The sequence below is a fragment of the Epilithonimonas zeae genome (assembly GCF_900141765.1).
In the GTDB taxonomy this organism is placed as follows: Bacteria; Bacteroidota; Bacteroidia; order Flavobacteriales; family Weeksellaceae; genus Epilithonimonas; species Epilithonimonas zeae.
The window spans coordinates 235,720-252,337 of the sequence record NZ_FSRK01000001.1; the positions used below are offsets into that span (position 1 = coordinate 235,720).

Below are 16,618 nucleotides of genomic sequence, written 5' to 3' on the forward strand. Positions count from 1 at the left end.
AAAGTATTTCTCTGAGCCATTCGTCTTTATAACGGAATCTGAAAAATAAAACCTATTTTTGCAGACCAAAATGATGTAGGTTTCTGAAATGTCATCCTGAGCTTGTCGAAGGATATTAAAATTCAAAACCTTAAACTTTAAACTCAATTCTATAATGCAACAAAACAACGGATTAGACAAAAAACAACTGATTAGTTTCGGTATTTTTTCTATGATTCTTATCGGTTTTATGTTTTATTTCCAAAACCGAAATGCACAGGCCGAACAAGAAAAATTAGCTCTGGAAGCTAAGAAAACAGAGCAGACTACAAAATCTAAACCTGCTGCTACCAACCTGAATGCAGCTACGGTAACACCCAATTCTGTTCAGAAAGTTAATCTTCAGAATGATGAGTTGTCTCTGGAATTCTCCAGTGTTGGTGGGCAATTGAGTTCTGTTAAATTGAATAAATTTGAAGCATTCGGTGGAAAACCATTGTACCTTTTCAATAATAACAATGCGAGTTATGGATTTCAGTTTACTGATAAATCGGGTAAAGTTTTCAATACCAAGGATTTAGTTTTTGCGCCGCAGGTTGCAGGAAATGTAGTAACGCTGAATACCAAAATAGGAAACGCGGTTATCCAGTTCATTTATACACTTAAAGCAAAATATACCGTTGATTTCCAAGTGAAAACACAAGGCTTGGGTAGTGTTGTGAATGACGGAAAAGCTAATTTCGTTTGGAATTACAATGTAAGAGGCGCAGAAAAAGGACGTTCGCAGGAAGAGACCCACACAGAGTTTGCATATGCGTTCAACAATTATAAAGATTACGATTATGACGCTCGTTCTGATATGGATGAGCCAGATGAAACGCTTAACTGGATTGGTATCAAGCAACAGTTTTTCTCAGCAGTTATCGAGGCTAAAAACGGATTCACAAAATCCAAAGGTTTTCAGGAAGCTATTCCAGAAGGCGAATATTTGAAGAAATTCAATTACGATGGCCAGGTCAACTTGGCTGGAAACGAGTTGAATCAGGATTTCACTTGGTATTTTATGCCTTTGGATATCGAATTATTGAAATCTTATGACAAGAACTTTGATGAGATTCTTCCGTTAGGCTGGTCATTTATCGGTTCATTGAACAGATATGTGTTTATTCCATTGTACAATTTGATTTCAGGATGGGGAATTGCAGCAGGTTGGGCAATTTTCTGGATGACAATTATCGTTAAATTGATTTTGTCTCCGGTAATGTTCAAACAGCACAAGCTAAGTGCGATGATGAAGGTGATTCGTCCGGAGATTGATGAGGTTAATGCCAAATTCAAAGATGCTGACCCAATGAAAAAACAACAGGAAACAATGGCTGTTTATCGAAAGGCCGGCGTGAATCAAATGGCGGGCTGTCTACCGGCGTTGGTTCAGATTCCGTTGTTCTATGCACTATTCCGTTTCTTCCCGAATATGTTGGACCTTAGAGGAAAAAGCTTCTGGTTCGTACCGGATTTGACCGCTTATGATGATATCATCAGTTGGGGAACCAACATTCCGTTGTTAGGAAATCACTTAAGTGTATTTGCTTTGGCTTGTACGGTTGTGATTTTGATTTACACCATTATGACTTCAGGAAACATTCAGCAGCCACAACAAGAAGGAATGCCGAATATGAAGGTCTTGATGTATATCTTCCCAATCACATTCCTATTCTTCTTAAATAGTTCTGCGTCTGGTCTATCTTGGTACTATTTTGTATCGAATGCAATTAACATTGTGATTATCTTGGTCATCAAGTATTTTATCCTTGATGAGAAAAAAATCCACGCTCAGATTCAGGAGAACAAAAAGAAAGAGCCGAAAAAAGAAGGGACTTTCCAAAAGAGAATGAGAGAGATGATGGAGAAAGCACAAGAGCAACAAAAATTGCAGGAGCAAGCTAGAAACAAAAAGAAATAAATATTAAAGGCGGTAATTTTTACCGCTTTTTTTATGAATATATAATCTCTCGCAGATTAAACAGATTTGGCAGAAGAAATTTTAGAAGAGTAATCTGCTTAATTTGTAAAATCAGTGAGAAATATTTTTGTTAATTTCTTTCAAAAAATCCCGAAATTTGCAACCATCAAATTTTAAATCCAAAACCTTGAATCTAGAATCCACTTACGAATATCTCCAGCAATTCTTAACGCCAGAACGTTTCCAAAAAATCGAACATTATTCCAAAGAAAGTTCTGATTTTGTTCTGCCGGTAATGGAAGATATTTACCAATTCCGAAATGCTGCTGCAATTGTTCGTTCCGTAGAAGCTTGTGGATTTCATAAAGTGGTTGCGCTGGAAAAAGAGAATTTCTTTGAACCAAATCTAAAAGTCACAAAAGGCGCTGATACTTGGGTTGAGGTGGAGAAAATGCCAAGAACAATAGAATCTCTACAAAATATAAAAAATCGAGGTTATAAAATCGTAGCGGTTTCTGCCGAAAATAACGCAAAAATGCTACCAGATTATAAAATCGAAGAACCAATAGCTTTGGTCTTCGGAACAGAATGGGAGGGAACAACGGATGAATTGTTAGATTTTGCAGATGAGACTTTAGCAATCCCAATGTTTGGCTTTACCAGAAGTTTCAATGTTTCTGTAGCTGCGGCAATTTGTATGTACGAGCTCAAACAAAAACTTTTGAAATCTAATATCGACTATAAATTGTCCGAAGAAAAATTACTCCAGATGAAAATACGCTGGGCGAAAAATTCGATTCCGAGTGGAGATATGATTTTGGAGAAGTATCTCAAAGAGAATTCTTAATTTATACCCTTTGTATTTCTTTGATGAGTTTTACGTCTTTGCGAACTTAAAATATTTTCAATATTGGTGAAAAAAACTTTGTGGACTTTGCGTTCAAAAAATTAGTAAATCAACTCACAAACAATCTCTCCAATCTTCGGAGCCAGCGCAACACCCATTCCAGAAAGTCTTACGGCACAAAACTGTCTTTCGGAGATTTGTTTTACAATCGGTGTTTTTTCATTTCCCATTGCCATAATTCCGGACCAGCGCATTTCGATTTTAAAATCTTGATTCGGGAGAATCACTTCTTTTAAAAATTGTTCCAGATGATTTTGTAGAAAATCTGTTGTTTCAAAATTGGTTGTTCTCTCAGTTTCAAAATCCTGATTTCTTGCGCCTCCAAGTAGAATTCGGTTTCCCAGATTTCGGAAATAATAGAAACCTTCATCATAATGAAATGTGCCTTTCAGTTTAAGATTTTTGATTGGTTCTGTTAAAATAATTTGTCCTCTTGCGGGAATGATTTCCTCAGATTCTAAAAATTTGGAACTGAAAGCATTCGTACAGTAGATGGCCTTATCAGATTTTAGAATAAGATTATCATCAATTTTAATTTCGATTTCATTATCAGTTTCTGAAACGGATTCTACTTCGGTTCCGAATAGAAATTCAACTTTCAGTTCGTGACATTTTTCTAAAAGCTTTGTCAATAACTTTCCCGAATGTAAACTTCCTTCACAAAGATTTTCAACCAAAAAATCAGATTTTCCCAATCCAAATTCTTCATTTTTTTCATTCGCAATTCTGAAAGTATTCTCCGTTTTTGTGATTGAGGCCAATCTTTCATTGACTTCACTCAGTTTCTCTAAAGCTGATTTGTCATTCAGAATTTCATAACCGCCACACAAATCAAAATCAATTTCATCTTTAGAAAAATAATTCTGGATTTTCTGCAAACCTTCGAATCGCATTTTTACCAAATCCAAAGTTTTTTTCCAACCCATTTTTTCGGAATCAGAAATAATCTCTGTCACACTTCCGAAGCAGGCAAAACCAGCATTCCGAGTCGAAGCGCCAGTTGGAACAGAATTTCTTTCAATAATCAAAACCGATTTTTCAGGGTGTTTTTCTTTGATGGAAATAGCTGCCCAAAGTCCGGTAAATCCCGAACCGATGATTGTAATGTCACGTTTTCTGTAAAAAGTTTCGGTTTCCCAAATGCTTGAATTGGCTGGTTTCATAGTTACTCAGATTTATAATCATCTCTCACTTCATCACTTTTCGCAAAGTAAACTGGCGAAGAATTTTCCTGATTCGAATCAAATTTTGAATGCATCTCCTGATTAAAATCTGCCGACTTGTTTCTGGCAATAGAAAGCGTTTTCCAATCATTATTTTTCATCATTTTGGCAATATAAACAATCTGTCCGATGTGATAAGGATAATGCGCTAATTGACGAAAAACTGCATCCAAAACCGAATGAGCTTCGCCTCTGATATAGATTGTAGAGTTGATATTTTCATTTGTGATTTGGCTCAAAGCTTCGAAAAGACAGCTCCAACCTTTTTCCCAATACGCCAGAACTTCAGCTTTTGTTTTGAAAGAATCAACAAATTCAGAATCTCGGTTTCGCCAATCTTTTTCGCCATCTTCGGTTAAGAAATTAGTCCATCGGGACAGCATATTTCCGGCAATGTGATTAATGATAACTGCTATAGAATTGCTTTCCTCGTTGTACTGCCAGAACAATTGTTCATCAGAAAGTTGGGCAAATGATTTGTCACCCAATTCTTTGTAATACAGAAATCGCTTGATGAATAAGTCTTTCATTTTGAAAATTTTTCTTAATAAATATAAAAATTCCTCTCAGATATTTGAAAGGAATTGTGAATTTTAAAGTCAAAAAGTTTTACTTAAAATTAAAACATCTTATCATAGTTCCAAGCGGCAACAAAAATTCCCGCGGTTTCTGTTCTCAGTCTTTGATTACCGAGAGAAACAGCTTTGATGCCTTTGTCTGCTAACAATTGAATTTCTTTATCAGAAAAATCGCCTTCCGGACCAATTAGAAAAGTGTAATTTTCAAGCTTTGGAATATCATTCAAATTAATTCTTTCCAAATTCTCATTGCAATGCGCAACGAAAGTATTTTCGGAATCTAAATTTTTCATAAAGTCAGAAAACTTGGTCAAATCATTGACTTTCGGAAAATGAAATCTATGACTTTGCTTCGAAGCTCCAATGGCCTGTTTTCTCAGTTTATCGATACTGATGTTTTTGCGCTCGGTTTTTTCTGTGAGGATAAAACTGATTTCAGAGATTCCCATTTCCACAGCTTTTTCCACAAAGAATTCGATTCTGTCGATGTTTTTAGTAGGAGCTATTGCGATATGAAGTTTCGGAGAGAAATCGGGAAGATTTTCTTTGACTTCAGAAACGTCTAATGATACTTTTTTACCTTCGTAAACGAGATTTCCTTTAGCCAGATTTCCATTACCGTCGGTTACGAAAATTTCTTCGCCTTCTCGCATTCTGAGAACTTTTGTGATGTGCTGTTGTTCGTCAGAATCGATCAATATTTCCGGAAAGATCTGTCCAAAGAAAAGTTTCATTTTGTATTAATTATTTTGCAGATTATTTGTCATTTCGTAGAGATCTAAACAGTCGAGATTCCTACGGAATGACAAAAGTGAGTGTTATTTTTTTGCAGGCTTTACTGCAGAGATTATTTTCTTACCAATCGTAGCCAATAAGACAGCGCCCAATCCAAACACAATTCCCAATCCGAATTTTGAAAGAATGTTTTCTGGAAGTAAATGATGGATATAATCAATGTTATGAAGGAAAATTTCGCCAGAAACAAGCAATAAAGCAATTGTTCCTACTACACCCAAAATTTTGATGATGATTGGTAAAGCTTTAATCAGAACTTGTCCAAGACCAGAAAGAAATCCTTTATTTCCTGATTTTTTCATTAGGAAGAATCCTGCGTCATCCATTCTTACAATCAAAGCGACAATTCCGTAAACACCAACTGTTGCGATAATCGCTACAAAAGAAACGCTTAGAATCTGTGTTAAAAGTGGATGTTGTTTCTCGATAACTGTTCCCAACGCGATAATGACAATTTCCAAAGACAAAATAAAATCGGTTTTGATAGCCGAACTTATTTTTGATTTTTCAGAGTTCTCATCATCTTCTGGTAAAGTGCTTTCTTCTACAACCTCGTGTCCTTTTTTATTTCTGTGAAAAAGGAATTCGATGATTTTTTCTACGCCTTCATAAGCCAGATAAACCCCGCCAATAATTAAAATATAAATGATTGCTGGCTCATAAAGCCATTTGAGTAAAAATATAATTGGGATGATAATCAGTTTGTTGATAAAGGAACCTTTGGTAATCGCCCAAAGCACGGGAATCTCGCGGGAAGACAGAAATCCGGTTGCTTTTTCCGCATTTACGGCAAGGTCGTCGCCAAGTATTCCGGCTGTTTTTTTTGTTGCGAGTTTGCTGGTCACTGCGATGTCGTCCATCAATGCGCCAATATCATCTAAGATTGCGAAGAATCCTGAAGCCATAACTTTTTATTTTGATGCAAAAATAAGTTTTAAACTTTAAAATTCAATGCTTAAAGTTAATGGTCAGAATATTTTTATTTGATGTTTTGGAATGCAATTTCATTCTCACTGATGAAAGCAACGCCGGTTTTAATAGTCGTGTAAATATCTGTATCGCACTCGCGCAAAGAACACATATAGATTTCTTCGACCCAAGTGCTGTTGATGAAAATCAGATTTAAATATTCCTGTTTTTTCAAATTGTTTTTGATGGAAAGATAATCACCCTCTTTTGGCTCGTACGCAAAACTAAACACATTTTCAGTATTGATTTTTCCCAGAATTTCTTCTTTGATATCCTGAAGATAGCCTTTTTCAGAACTGATTAGGTCAAAATCTTCTGACTTTTCCGTAGTTTCCGTTTTGCCCGTTATCGTTTCTAAAATCCAGTAGAATTTTGAACTTTTTTTAGATTGTTTTCCGAGTATTTTTTCTTCTAGTAGTAGTTTCATAGGATTTATTTGGCTAGTGTGATCTTCTCGCTCGTATTGTTTGCACGAGCAAGATGCTCGCGCCAACGGTCTGATTATTTTATTTTGTAGTGTAGATGATTTTATCTGATGTAAAACTTCCTACATAACATTTTGACTTTGTAGAATTTTTTAGTAAATCAATTGTGTCAAACCAAATATTAAAACGATATTTTGTGCTTCTGGAACTTAAGACTTTTTTAAAAAATTTTGATTCATCAAGATTAATAGAATATGATATGGTTTTGTTTGGCTTTACGTTTTTGAATTTTCCAAAACAATCTAAACAATTCACATCACTGATTGATTTTGAAGTTTCATAAAAAATATTCGACTTATTTTCAGACTTTTCTACATTAATTGGTTGTATATAAACTTCGTGAAAAATATCAGAAAGTTTTAGTCCGTATAGTTCTTTATTGGTAATATTTAAATTAACTATTCCAGTCTTGGAAAGCCCAATTGTATCAACTTCATATATAAGATTACACTTTCTAGAATTAGATTCTTGTGCGAACAAATGAAGAAATTTAAAGAACATTAATATAAAAAGAAACCTTTTCATTTTTGTTATTTATTGAGTCTTTTAAACAAAGTTTTTTCATTACAAATCATACTTTGCCGTCGCCGTCGTCCTAATATCCGTAAACTCGCCACGTTCGTATTTCAGTTTCGCAACCATTGCAATCATCGCAGCATTGTCTGTCGTGTATTCGAATTTTGGAATGAAGATATTCCATCCGAGTTTTTCATGATTGTCTTCCATTGCTTTTCTAAGACCAGAATTGGCAGAAACACCGCCGGCAATCGCAATATCATTTATATTGAGTTCTTTCGCCGCTTTTTCCAGTTTGTCCATCAGGATTTCGATGATTGATTTTTGAACAGAAGCACAAAGATCATTGATATTATCCTTGATGAAGTCTGGATTCTTTCTCACCTCTTTCTGAATAAAATATAAAACCGAAGTTTTAATCCCGCTGAAAGAATAGTCATAACCTTCCATTTTCGGTTTGTTGAATTTGAAAGCGTAAGGATTGCCTTCTTTGGCTAATCGGTCAACAATTGGTCCTGCAGGATAATCGAGGTCAAAGATTTTTCCGATTTTATCAAAGGCTTCACCAGCCGCATCGTCTATGGTTTTTCCAATAATTTCCATATCGAAGTAATCCTTTACCAAAACTATCATCGTATGACCGCCGGAAACGGTCAAACATAAAAATGGAAACGCTGGCGGAGTAGGATTGGCATCATCAATAAAATGAGCCAAAATATGAGCCTGCAAATGATTGACTTCTATCAACGGAACGTCCAGACTCATTGCCAGAGATTTGGCAAAAGAGGTTCCTACCAAGAGCGAGCCCAAAAGTCCTGGACCTCTTGTGAAACCAATCGCGCAAATGTCATTTTGTTGTATATTTGCTTTCGAGAATGCTTTTTCTACGACAGGGATGATGTTTTGCTGATGCGCTCTGGAAGCTAACTCGGGGACAACGCCACCATATTCATTATGGATTTCCTGATTGGCAGCCACATTGGAAAGGATTTTGCTACCGCTGATAACGGCTGCAGAAGTGTCGTCACAAGAAGATTCTATACCTAAAATAATTGATGCACTCATAATAGATGGCAAAGTTAGAAAATAAAAATACAAATAACGAAGAACCACATATTGACAAACCTGTCAGCCAGAAAAAGCGACCTCTTTTTCTAAGAATTCTCAGCACTGTTTCTTACGGGATTATTGCTTTGGTGGCTTTGGTATTGATTATAATCAACCTTCCTATTACCAAAAGATACATTGCCAATCAAGCCATCGATTTTCTGAACAAAGACCTAAAAATGGGAATGTCTATTGATGACATCGATGTCAATTTTTTCGGTGATGTGACCATCAAAGGTCTGCACTTGAAAGATTATAAAGGCTACGAATTTGTCAAAGCAAAAGAGATGCGCGTGGCTTCTGACTGGTTTGCTTTGGCTTTCAATACAAGAGATATCAAATTCAACCAGGCTACAATTATTGAGCCGACCATCCGGGTGATTACTTATAAAGGTGATAGCATCAGTAATTTTATCCGGTATGTGGATAATTTTGATGATGGAAAACCACGTGATCCGAAGAGAAAACCCTTTAAAATGGGAATGAAATTCGATATCATCAATGGGATTGCAAGTATTGTTAATGAAAATAGTCCGGGCGAAGCAGGAAGATGGCTGGATGCAAGAAACGTTAATCTTAATGTCACTTCTCTAAAAGTAGAAGGCGCTGATGTTTTTGCGGATATCAGAAACTTTAATTTCATCACAAAGCGTCACGGTAAAGAACATACCGTAGATACTTTTTCCACCAATTTTGAATTGACTAAAAAACATTTGAAGCTTGGGAATTTGACTTTCAATACCAATTATTCTCTTTTGCAAGGTGAAGCCATTCTGAATCTTGATCCTAAGACGAAATTTGCAGATTTTGGAAATAAGGTGAATTGGGATTTGAGAATGGTTCCGGGAAGCCAGATCAGTGGCTATGATTTGAGTTATTTCGTGCCGGATTGGGACAATTACACACCTATCAATATCTCCGGAACAATGACCGGACCGTTGAATGATTTTACTTTGAATAATTTCTTAATTCGTTCGCAGGAAATCAATCTGAATACCAAAAAGATGACCATCTCCAGTGTTCTAGACAAGAAGTTTTTCATTGAAAGTAAAGATGTTTCTGCTGATTTTACATACAAAGGTCTGAAAGCCTCACTTCCGAAATTTATTTCTTCGAAGTTGGGGAATATTGCGGATGATTTTGGAAGGTTAAAATATAATGGTTCTGTAAAAGTGAATCCAAAACAGATTTTTGCCACCGGAAATGTCATTACAGGAATTGGACAGGCGAAGATGAAAGACTTCAATCTTGTTGATTATAGTACAAAACGTCCAAAATACAGAGGTTATGTAGATGTTAAAGATTTGAATGTAACCGCTTTGACCAAAAACAAGCAAGTTGGATTGATTTCCGGGAAGTTCAATGTTCAGGGCGAAGGTTTTGATGTGAATACTATGTATGTGAAAACCACTTCGGCTGTCAATCATATAGATTTAATGGGCAAAAGCCTTAATAATATTGAAATCGATGGTGTTCTGAATAAAAAAAGATTCACAGGAAATGTTAATGCTAATGATGCAAATGTAAAAGGGAATTTCAAAGGCATTGTAGACTTCAGCACCAAAAGATTGTTTGCAGATTTTGATGCTAATATTCAGTATGTTAATCTGAAATATTTCGGTATTTCGGCTGGTGATACCAATTCTGTCAGCGGTCATCTTGTTGGGAAAGTTTCTATGACCAACCTGAATGACCTTAATCTCGATACTAATATCAAAGGATTGACTCTCAATTCAAGTTCTCAAAAATTGCATATTCCAGATTCCAAACTCAAAGCTTTTTTTGAAAACGGAAACAGAATTGTTTCTGTCGATGCGCCCGGAGCTGTTACAGGAAGAGTTTCCGGTAGATTTGATTTGGAAGATATCGGAAATATGGTGATGAATAGTATCAACAAAATTCTGGTGGGTAATCCTCCGAAAAAAACTTACAACGGACAGAATTTCGATTTCGATTTTGATGTGAAGCAAGGTTTGGTTTCATTTTTTGTTCCGGATTTGGAATTGCCGGACGGCGCAAAAGTCGCTGGAAATTATGTCGGAGCAACCAATGATTTGATTCTGAATGCTGATGCAGCTCAAATCAAATATGTGATGACCAGCAAAAAAGAACTGAGCGAAGCTGAAAAATTCTTAGCAGAAACCGATGCAACTTACCAACCAGACCTTAACAAAGTGAAAGATAGCGCAATGGTCGACAGTCTGAAGCTGAGAGTAAACACTTCTAACCTTGACCAACAGTTGCTTGCGACTATAAAAAGAGGACAATATGGTAATAATGTTCTTCAGGATGTGAAGTTGACTGCCAGTAATGAAAATTCGCAAGTTTTGCATATCGGAACGGTCTTCAAACTGGGAAGTTTGGAAGATGAAACGGCAAAACAAATGAAAGAATATGCCGTGAACATTAACCAGACAACCAATGCTATTGGAGATTATGTGTTGCGTTTTGAGCCGACTACTGTAAAACTTAATGATGTAGCTTGGAGCGTGGATACAAGTCCGGAACTCAATCATTCGATTACCTATAGGAAGAAAGAAAAAGATTTCATTGTAGAAAATCTCAGGATTTATTCTGATGAAAGTGAGCTTTTGGTCAAAAATGCAGATTTCAAATCGGCAAAAGAATTCACGGCAGATGCTGAGGTGAAAAATCTTGATATCTCGAAGCTTCTTGCTTTTAGTAAAGATAAAAATGCATTGGATATCAAAGGTACAGCGAATGGAACCATCCAAATCAAGAAGTCTGGAAACAATCTGGAACCTTTGGTTGATCTGGATGTCAATGATATTTTTATGAATGGTAAAGCGATGGGTAACATCGAAACCAAAATTACAAAAAGCGAAAAACCCAATGTCTTTGATGTAAGTATCCAAGCTTTGTCATCACAATTATTAGGACAAAATACTTTGGATGTGACAGGAACTGTTGATAATACAGGATCATCTATGGCTCTTGATCTTAGTGCAAAAATGAATGAGTTCGATCTTGGTTTTGCACAGCAATTTGTAAAAGAAATTTTTGGGAATTTCCGGGGAAAAGCAACTGGAGATCTTAAAATTTCAGGCCCGGTGAATGATATAGATTACAGCGGTGATATTGCTCTGAAAGGATTTGGTTTGAAGTTATTATTCACGGGTGTAGATTATTCCATGGATGATACAGTTATTAATCTTTCAAAAGGTTTGGCGCTGCTGAACAATATTGGAATACGAGACGGAAGAGAGAATTCTAAAGGGAATATTTCGGGATCTATACAGTTTGAAACTTTGTCTTCATTAGGAATCAACTTAATTATGCGGGCCGATAATCTTTTGGTTTTGAACTCGACACAAGATGACAATGATCTTTTTTGGGGAAGAGTTACAGGACAAGGCGACGTCTATGTGAGTGGACCGGTTTCAGCATTAGAGATTTCTACGCCAAATGATGGGCTTAGAGTTTTGAATAACAGTACGTTTACATTCAATAGTGCGTCGACAGCGAATGTTGAGGAATTTAAAATATTAAGATTTTTGAAACGTGACGATTCTGGTCAGATCTCGATCGAAAAAAAGAAAAGATCGGGTGCTAATATGTTGATTGACTTTGATGTAACCATTGACAAAGGTTCTTTAGTAAATGTATTGGTAGGTGATGATGTAGGAAATATTTCTGTGCGAGGAGAAGCGCGTCATCTTAAATTCAAGATGGAGAGAAGTGGAAACATTTTGATGGATGGAACTTATACCGTTGATAATGGAACATTTGTTTCGAAAGCGATCTTAAATAGAACCTTCCAAATTGCCAAAAACAGCAGCATCCAATGGAGCGGAAATCCAATGACGCCGGCGCTTGATATTACCGCCAATTACACCAGAACTGTAACCAATGCAGGAGAATATCTGGGAATGTCTCTTACGCAGCCTATTAATGTCGTTTTGACAACGAAAATTACAGAAACATTAACCAAACCTGATATTGAATTTGGCGTTGCAGCTCCGGATGGGTCTTCACAAGTTAGAGAAACTCTGGCAACAAAAATGAGTACAGACGATGAAAGGATTATTCAGTTCGGATCCATCTTGGTACTTAATAACTTTAACGTGGTCAATTCAGGAGGTCTGAAAGTGGATGTGTCTCAAACTGCAGTGAGTACAGGTTATAGTATGGCTTTCAAACAATTGGGTTCTGTTCTTAATACAATTAGTAGTGCGTTTCAGATTAATCTGGATTATATAAGTGGCGATGTGGGTTCTAATACATCCGACCGAGCAAATACCAGTGTAAGTTTGGCACTTTCTCCAAGGTTTAAACTGAAAACAGGTCTGGGAGTTCCTATTGCAAGAACAGATAATGCTAATGCTAATTATTTATCTGCAGAAGGGATTGTGGAATATGACTGGAGTAGAAATAATAATGGAAGCCGTTTACTGAGAGCTTATTCCAAACCATCTAATATTGGTATTACCACTGCACCAGGAGCCAATCAAAGTTATGGTGTTGGGGTTGTGTATAGTAAAAGTTTCAATTCTTTCAAATATATCTTCAAAAGCCGAAAAAGGATAAAAAAGGACTCTGCTAACGTTGAACAAAATAAAATAGATTCTGTAAAAAACAAGCTGAATAAATGATAATTATCATAGTGAATATGAAGTTTTGTTAAAAGCTGTTAATGTTTTGATATTTCTTTTTATTTAAAATATTTTTTATAAATTTGCAAAAAAATTAGATATATTTTAAATAAATAATAAAATCATACAATGAACTATCAATTAGACGATATCGATAAAAAGATTCTGGATTTCTTAGTAGAAAACACTAGAATGCCTTTTACAGAGATTGCAAAACAAATGGATGTTTCTGCAGGAACAATCCACGTAAGAGTTAAGAAAATGGAAGATGCTGGGATTATCCTGGGTTCTTCTCTTAACATTGACTACAGTAAACTAGATTATAATTTCACAGCTTTTATCGGTATTTTGTTGACAAAGTCAAACCATACACAAGAAGTTTTGAAGCAATTAGCTTTAATCCCAAATGTTGTAGAAGCTAGCGTAACATCTGGAAAATATAACATCTTCTGTAAAATGAAAGCAAAAAATACCGAAGATGCTAAAAAAATCATTTATCAAATAGATGATATCCAGGATGTAATGAGAACAGAGAGTATGATCTCTATGGAGGAGTACATCAGTGATAAAAACCGTTTAATTAATGCGGTTAGTATATAGTTAGTTAATAGAAATTTCTATAAAGAAGAGCTTATTTATTAAGCTCTTTTTTTGTAATTTTATGGGATGAAGTCAGTGGATAAAAGTTTTAAAAATAATAAAGATTATTACCTTAGTTTCGGTCTTATATTATTGGTGTTTTTGTTAAGTTTAAATACGGATTTAGCAGAATTTTCTCAACATCAATCGCTTAATATTCCGACTGGATTTTTCTACTATACATTTGGAATTGATATTTTGATAATCTTAAGCTGGCTACTTATTCTATTTTTTAGAAAGATAGGCGTAATACTTTTTCCTGTTTTGGTAATGTTGCATTTTGGGCTACATAATTATTTTTTGAGCACTTATCTGTATTCTGATATTACCGCCTTATTTCTTTTTGTGGGAGTTGGTTTGATAGCAATTATTCCACGCTGGAATGATGATGTGATGAAATAAAGACATATTTATAAATAGAAAAGCTCCAGAAGTAATCCAGAGCGTTATCTTTTTATCAGCATTGACGTGATATTTATTGAAAAATTTGCTGATATTAATCTGTATATTTTAATTTTAAACAGATCTATGTTCATCTTGTGTGCCTTCAGAATCTAAGGGACGAATAAAGTGTTTAGTTTTATGCCACAAAGATTATCATTTAACATAATATTGACAAGAAAGGAACTACTACATAACTACGCCAGTGGTTTAATGTTTTGATAATGAGATCTTTGGATTCTGACATGGAGGTTTTATCAGAAATCCATCATCCATTTATTCAAATCAATTTCTGAAGAGATGTCCAATTGTTTTCTCAATCTGTTTTTTCGGGTTTCTACACTTCTTACAGAAATATTGTTGTAATGAGCAATTTCTTTTGTGGTAAAATTAAGTTTCAGTAATGCGCAAAATTGCAATTGTCCGGTTGTGAGCTCTGGATAATTGGTGATTAGTTTATTATAGAAAAATGGATAGACTTCTTTGAATCTGCTCAAGAATGATGAGTCATTACTCTTGGCTAATTCCAAAAGTTCTGCAAATGCATCATTGACTTTAAGTTCCAAATGATTAAGTTCCTCTTCTTTTTCTATTAGGTCATCCTCGATGTTTTCCTTTTGCTCTTTTTCTTCTTTGTAGCTTTTAAAATATTTAACTGTAAAAAAGAAAAATACAACTGCAAGAAAGATAATACTTCCAATAAAAATATAGAGATTCTGATACCAGTTTTTCTTTTCCTCTTCTAAAATGTTTTGGGAAACTTTATCCGTCTCTAATTTTTCCTTTTTACGGATGATTTCATTTAATTCGCGAGATTTTTTTGTGTAATAAGAGTAAATTTTGTCATCACCCATCTGCTCATAGATAAGGCCAAGGTCATCGTAGATATACTGTAAACGATAGATGTCATTAGCTTTCTCAAAAATAGGTAAGGCTTGTTTATAATAATGGATAGAACTATCATTCTGTTTCATTTCCAAATAGGCATTCCCTAAACCAAATAAACCAAATGCTTGATTGATAGAGTCGTTTTCCAGTTTACCCAACTCGTAGGCTTTTCTACTGTAGTAGATTGCTGGTTTGTAATCTTCCAGATCTATATATATTACTCCTAAACTGGAATATTGTGCGGAGAGCCAGTTATTACGTTTTGTTTTATCTTTTATTTTCTTAAAGTACTCGATACTTTGTAGATCATACCTCAGTGTTTTTTGTGGATCTGTATATTGCAGATTTAGGATTTCTGCTTTTCCATTGTAGATCTGCCCAAGTGAACTGTAAAGGTCATCATTGATCTTTATTTTTTTACAAAGTTCTTCTGCTTTTTCATTTGTTTTAATGGCTTTTTCAAAAAAACCTAAATAAGCATAAGCTATTGCTTTTGCAATATAAGCTTGGGTACAATGGTAATCGTCACCTTCTTTCTTAGCTATTTCATATAATTTGTCAGCAGATTTTAAAGCTTTTTCCTGTTCTCCAAGTCCAAGATAAGAACTGATATCGGCTTTTAGAGATTTTGCTTTTCCTTGATAGTAATCAATATCCGCGGAAATTTGGTATGTTTTATTACTGATTTTTAGGGCTTCGTTCCGATCAGCAATCTTAAAAGTTTTTGCAATTAATTGGTCTACTTGCTGAGGTGTATATTGCTGCGCATCCGATTCCGAAAGAAAGGAAAATAGAAAAGAAAGTATTAATAATTTTTTTTGAAAATCCACAGCGTCCAATGCGAATGCAAAAATATTAAAAAAACAAACATTACCGCCAAAATAACGAAAGTATTGAAGGATTCTTGATGTTGTCAATTGAATTATTAACTTCGGTTAACTAGTTGGATTAAAATTAGTATCACATTCTGCTAAAATGTCTGGAAAAAATCGATCAAAATGAAATTGCAGCTCTTCTTTGCTTTTTAAAAATGCATCAAAAACAGGAATGTCTTTATCAAGATATTTTGCTTTGTTCAAAACATTCAACATACTGAATTTTATGCCTTGATCTGTTCTGTAATTCGTCAGCCAATCATCCTGTTCCATTCTTATAAGCATCTTTTTGTAATTTTCCGGAAGCCATATCTCATTTTTCCAAAGTATATTATAGACTTTCTGAGAATGTACTTTTAGTTCCTTTTCTGTATAAAGATGTGCAGTGAAGTAATCAAAGGCAACATCCACAAATGCTCCTGAATATAATCTGACCAACGGACTGAAAATCTTCTTAGCTTCTGAAACTGCAGGATGAGAATCGGTAAAAGTATCAATAGCACGATGAAGTTTTATTCCTTCTTGGATTTCAAGAGGAAAATTTTCCCGTTCGTTATTTTTGATAAAGTCCGCAATCATATTCCCAACGAGTTGTTGGTCTGTGAATGAAAGAATAGAGTGCGCGAGATAATTCATTTTA

The 16,618-nt window shown here is 35.1% G+C and carries 14 protein-coding genes; 5 read left to right on the forward strand and 9 right to left on the reverse strand.

The annotated features are described in order from the left end of the window. Positions 1–154: 154 nt before the first annotated feature. Together yidC and BUR19_RS01060 are read left to right on the forward strand one after the other, a co-directional pair. Positions 155–1,942 (forward strand): membrane protein insertase YidC, encoded by a 1,788-nt coding sequence (gene yidC / locus BUR19_RS01055; protein WP_074233084.1) that lies wholly within the window; start codon positions 155–157, stop codon positions 1,940–1,942. A gap of 187 nt (positions 1,943–2,129) precedes the next feature. Then, on the forward strand, positions 2,130–2,789 hold the full coding sequence (locus tag BUR19_RS01060) for a TrmH family RNA methyltransferase (RefSeq protein ID WP_074235499.1): 660 nt from the start codon (positions 2,130–2,132) through the stop codon (positions 2,787–2,789). 101 nt (positions 2,790–2,890) lie between these two features. Here BUR19_RS01060 and BUR19_RS01065 read toward each other — a convergent pair whose 3' ends face one another. The 7 genes from BUR19_RS01065 to tsaD all read right to left on the reverse strand — a co-directional run bounded on the left by BUR19_RS01065 (position 2,891) and on the right by tsaD (position 8,480). Continuing rightward, complete coding sequence (locus BUR19_RS01065) at positions 2,891–4,012, reverse strand: NAD(P)/FAD-dependent oxidoreductase (protein ID WP_074233085.1); 1,122 nt, start codon at positions 4,010–4,012, stop codon at positions 2,891–2,893. Positions 4,013–4,014: 2 nt separating this feature from the next. After that, positions 4,015–4,602 carry a DUF1572 domain-containing protein gene (locus BUR19_RS01070; RefSeq protein WP_074233086.1) on the reverse strand — a complete coding sequence of 196 codons (588 nt, stop codon included), beginning with the start codon at positions 4,600–4,602 and terminating at the stop codon, positions 4,015–4,017. Between the two features lie 89 nt (positions 4,603–4,691). Then, on the reverse strand, positions 4,692–5,384 hold the full coding sequence (locus BUR19_RS01075) for an RsmE family RNA methyltransferase (protein ID WP_074233087.1): 693 nt from the start codon (positions 5,382–5,384) through the stop codon (positions 4,692–4,694). An 84-nt stretch (positions 5,385–5,468) separates the two neighbouring features. After that, complete coding sequence (locus tag BUR19_RS01080; protein WP_074233088.1) at positions 5,469–6,350, reverse strand: DUF808 family protein; 882 nt, start codon at positions 6,348–6,350, stop codon at positions 5,469–5,471. A 74-nt stretch (positions 6,351–6,424) separates the two neighbouring features. Further along, a complete protein-coding gene (locus tag BUR19_RS01085) occupies positions 6,425–6,841 on the reverse strand; it encodes a hypothetical protein (protein WP_074233089.1) in 417 nt (138 codons plus the stop codon). 79 nt (positions 6,842–6,920) lie between these two features. Next, the gene (locus BUR19_RS01090; protein WP_139297238.1) at positions 6,921–7,424 is read right to left on the reverse strand and encodes a hypothetical protein; all 504 of its coding nucleotides are present in this window, start codon (positions 7,422–7,424) and stop codon (positions 6,921–6,923) included. Between the two features lie 39 nt (positions 7,425–7,463). After that, the gene (gene tsaD / locus BUR19_RS01095; RefSeq protein ID WP_074233091.1) at positions 7,464–8,480 is read right to left on the reverse strand and encodes a tRNA (adenosine(37)-N6)-threonylcarbamoyltransferase complex transferase subunit TsaD; all 1,017 of its coding nucleotides are present in this window, start codon (positions 8,478–8,480) and stop codon (positions 7,464–7,466) included. 5 nt (positions 8,481–8,485) lie between these two features. On the opposite strand from tsaD, the gene BUR19_RS01100 reads away from it, so the two are divergent. From BUR19_RS01100 to BUR19_RS01110, 3 genes are all read left to right on the forward strand, one after another. After that, a complete protein-coding gene (locus tag BUR19_RS01100) occupies positions 8,486–13,135 on the forward strand; it encodes a translocation/assembly module TamB domain-containing protein (RefSeq protein ID WP_074233092.1) in 4,650 nt (1,549 codons plus the stop codon). A gap of 129 nt (positions 13,136–13,264) precedes the next feature. Further along, entirely contained in the window at positions 13,265–13,735 is a 471-nt protein-coding gene (locus BUR19_RS01105) for an Lrp/AsnC family transcriptional regulator (protein ID WP_034970566.1), read from the forward strand. 66 nt (positions 13,736–13,801) lie between these two features. Beyond that, positions 13,802–14,176: a hypothetical protein gene (locus BUR19_RS01110; protein WP_074233093.1), complete on the forward strand. Its 375-nt coding sequence runs from the start codon at positions 13,802–13,804 to the stop codon at positions 14,174–14,176. Positions 14,177–14,472: 296 nt separating this feature from the next. Here the strand turns inward: BUR19_RS01110 and BUR19_RS01115 are convergent, their stop codons facing one another. Together BUR19_RS01115 and BUR19_RS01120 are read right to left on the reverse strand one after the other, a co-directional pair. Further along, positions 14,473–15,933 (reverse strand): tetratricopeptide repeat protein, encoded by a 1,461-nt coding sequence (locus BUR19_RS01115; protein ID WP_175565853.1) that lies wholly within the window; start codon positions 15,931–15,933, stop codon positions 14,473–14,475. Between the two features lie 105 nt (positions 15,934–16,038). Further along, positions 16,039–16,614, reverse strand: coding sequence for an acyl carrier protein phosphodiesterase (locus BUR19_RS01120; RefSeq protein ID WP_074233095.1), 576 nt, complete (start codon positions 16,612–16,614; stop codon positions 16,039–16,041). Positions 16,615–16,618 lie beyond the last annotated feature (4 nt).